Source organism: Streptomyces sp. NTH33, from assembly GCF_003236365.1.
Lineage (GTDB): Bacteria > Actinomycetota > Actinomycetes > Streptomycetales > Streptomycetaceae > Streptomyces.
The window spans coordinates 1-2,411 of record NZ_POTZ01000720.1 but is presented as its reverse complement, the minus strand read 5'-3'; the positions used below and the strand labels follow the sequence as shown (position 1 = coordinate 2,411).

General features: G+C 74.3%; 2 protein-coding genes. Both read right to left on the bottom strand.

Features of this window, described 5'->3' with window-relative positions; genetic code table 11:
• On the bottom strand, nucleotides 1-1,183 hold a 1,183-nt coding region (locus tag C1I97_RS35445), incomplete at its 3' end, for a Zn-dependent alcohol dehydrogenase (RefSeq protein WP_111007052.1).
• A gap of 14 nt (nucleotides 1,184-1,197) precedes the next feature.
• Nucleotides 1,198-2,411, bottom strand: a 1,214-nt coding sequence (locus tag C1I97_RS35440; protein ID WP_111007051.1) for an aldehyde dehydrogenase family protein, incomplete at its 5' end; no start/stop codon positions are given.

The window sequence follows — 2,411 nt, the reverse complement described above, 5'->3', positions numbered from 1 at the left end:
CGCGGCGACGCCCGCGTGCCGGGCCAGTTCCCCGGCCGTCCACGCCCGTCCGTCGAGCAGCGCCAGCAGACACGCGGCGCGGGTCTCGTCGGCGATCAGCCCGGCCAGCGCCGCCAGGCCGGCCGCCCTTTCCGGCCAGCATGTTCTCGAAGGCCGCCGGGATGCCGTCCAGGGCGATCCGTTCGGTCACCAGGGCGGTCAGGTCCAGGCGGCCGGCGCGGACGTGGCCGGCGAGCACGGGCAGGTCCCTGGCCGGGTCGGAGTTGCCGTAGACGCAGCCGGTCAGGGTGCGGCCCCAGTGGAAGATCTCCAGGGCGTTGAAGGTGACCTGCTGGTCCTTTCCGCCGATGCCGACGACCGTCGTACGGCCGCCGCGGCGGGTGGAGTCCCAGGCGGCGCGGATGGTGGCCGCGCGGCCGACGCACTCGACGGAGACGTCGACGCCCTGCCCGCCGGTGAGGGCGCGGATCTCGCGGGGGGTGTCCTCGGAGGCGAGGACGTAGTCCGTGGCGCCCGCGCGGCGGGCCAGTTCCTCCTTCTGAGGGGTCACGTCGACGGCGACGATCCTCGACGCGCCCGCGATCCGGGCGGCCTGGAGGGTGGCCAGGCCCACCCCGCCCACGCCGAACACCGCGACCGTCTCCCCCTGCCGTACCTTCGCCGCGTGGTGGACGGCGCCGTACCCGGTGAGGACGGCGCAGCCGAGGAGCGCGGCGTCGGTGAGCGGGATCCCGTCCGGAAGGGGCAGGACGCAGGGGGCGGCGACGACCGTCTCCTCGGCGAAGGCGGCGACGTTGAGGCCGGGGTGCAGGTCGGTGCCGTCGGCGGTGCGGGCGTGGACGCCGGCGGCGCCGTTCAGCGCGTTGGCGCACAGCCACACCTCGCCGAGCGAGCAGGCGTGGCAGCTCCCGCAGGACGGTGCCCAGTTGAGCACGACGGCGTCGCCCGGCGCGACATGGGTGACCCCTTCGCCGACGGCGAGGACCGTGCCCGCGCCCTCGTGACCGAGCACGGCCGGCACCGGCAGCCGCATGGTGCCGTTGGACAGCGACAGGTCGGAGTGGCAGACACCGGCGGCGGCGAGCCGGACGCGGACCTGCCCGGGGCCGGGCTCCGGCAGTTCGATCTCCGTGATCCCCAGCGGCGAGCCGATGGCGGGCAGGACGGCGGCACGTACGGCCATGACGCGTGACTCCCTTAGAACTGGAGGGACTTGGTCTGCAGGTACTCGGTGAGGCCGTGCGCGCCGAGTTCGCGGCCGACGCCGGACCGCTTGTAGCCGCCGAAGGGGGCCAGCGGGTTGAAACGGCCGCCGTTGATGTCGACCTGGCCGGTGTCCATGCGGCGGGCGAAGGCGACCGCTTCCGTCTCGTCGGCCGCCCAGACGGCGCCGGCGAGGCCGTAGACCGTGCCGTTGGCGATGCGCAGGGCGTCGTCCTCGTCGTCGTAGCGCAGGACGCACAGGACCGGGCCGAAGATCTCCTCCTGGGCGACGGTCATGTCGGGGGTGACGTCGGCGAAGACGGTGGGACTGACGAAGTAGCCCTTGTCACACGGGGATTCGGGGCCGCCCGCGACGAGGCGGGCGCCCTCGGCGATGCCCTTCTCGATGTAACCGCGCACGCGTGCCCGCTGCTTGGCGTTCACCACCGGGCCGATGCGGTCGCCGTACTTGGCGGCGGCCGTCGCGGCGAGTTCCACCGCCTCGTCGTACTGGTCGCGGTGCACCAGCATCCGGGTCCAGGCGCTGCACGTCTGGCCGGAGTTGGACATCACGTTGGCGACGCCGACGTTGACGGCCCTGGCGAGGTCGGCGCTCGGCAGGATGACGTTGGCGGACTTGCCGCCCAACTCCAGGGCGACCCTCTTGACGGCGGCGCCCGCCGCCGCGCCGATCCGCCTGCCCACGGCCGTGGAGCCGGTGAAGGAGACCAGGTCGACGTCCGGGTGCTCGGCCAGGGCCTGCCCGGCGACCGGGCCGAGGCCGGTGACCAGGTTGAACACGCCCGCCGGGATTCCGGCCTCGTGGACCGCCCCGGCGAAGAGCCGGGCGGTCAGCGGGGTGTCCTCGGCCGGCTTGAGGACGATCGTGCAGCCGGCGGCCAGCGCCGGGGCGGCCTTGGCGACGATCTGGTGCAGCGGGTAGTTCCAGGGGGTGATCGCGCCGACCACGCCGACCGGCTCGTGGAAGACGGTGGAGTTCCCGACCTTCTCCTCGAAGGCGTACGTCGCCGCGAGGTCGGCGTAGGAGCCGGCGACCGCGATCGGCAGGCCCACGTGGACCGTCCGGGAGAACTGCGGGGGCGAGCCCAGTTCGGCGGTGACGGTCTCGGCGATCTCGTCCTTGCGGGCCACGAGGACGTCCCGGAGCGCGGCCAGGCGGGCGGCGCGCTCGGCGGGCGGGGTGGCGG